Raw genomic sequence first — 698 nt, forward strand, 5'->3', positions numbered from 1 at the left:
TTTTTATCTTCAAATAAAATATAGAGAAGTTTTATAAATGCTTCTTTAGGGTTAGCATGAATAATAGCAATTTTCTTTTTAAAATCTTCTATAGTGTTTGCTAAATCCTCTCTTAAAATAATTGCACTCGCCTTACTATTTAAAGCTGTTTCTATATATTTATTATTATCAACACAAACTATAGAGCCTTCTGATATATCATTAATAGGAGAGAGTGTTGTTATATTAATATTATCATCTCCWASTATTTTTATRGCATTCAAAAATTTAGAAATATCTTTAATATTCATGTTAGCTCCATTTACAAAGTTATTAAAAAATATATTTCATTTTATAAACAAATATGTTTTTTTGCAAATTTATATTTTTCTTATTATWTTTTTTAAAAAATAAAAAACGCTATAGATRATAAAATCCATAGCGTTTAATATTGTATTATTTACTATTATTATTTTGAAGTTARTGAAGYTAATAAATTGTTCATATCAGCTATTTCTTTTTCTTGGTCAGCTATTATTCTATTAGCAATCTCTTTAATTTTATCATCTTTTGTATAAGCTAATATTTGTTTAGAAGCATCAACAGCAGCCTGATGATGAGGWATCATTCCTTTAATGAAATCTATATCATTATCAGCACTAACTTCTATCATAGACATTTCCATCATCATATCATTCATKATTTTTTCTGCTTCATCA

At 23.1% G+C, this 698-nt stretch carries 2 protein-coding genes; both read right to left on the reverse strand.

Annotation, left to right across the window (positions count from 1 at the left end; translation table 11 throughout):
- A partial coding sequence (locus GQX97_RS13395; RefSeq protein WP_304488837.1) for an LpxD N-terminal domain-containing protein occupies positions 1–290 on the reverse strand: 290 nt, incomplete at its 3' end.
- A gap of 158 nt (positions 291–448) precedes the next feature.
- Positions 449–698: DUF305 domain-containing protein (locus tag GQX97_RS13400; RefSeq protein ID WP_157152303.1), on the reverse strand; the 250-nt coding region annotated here is incomplete at its 5' end.

Source organism: Brachyspira sp. SAP_772, assembly GCF_009755885.1.
Classification (GTDB): Bacteria; Spirochaetota; Brachyspiria; order Brachyspirales; family Brachyspiraceae; genus Brachyspira.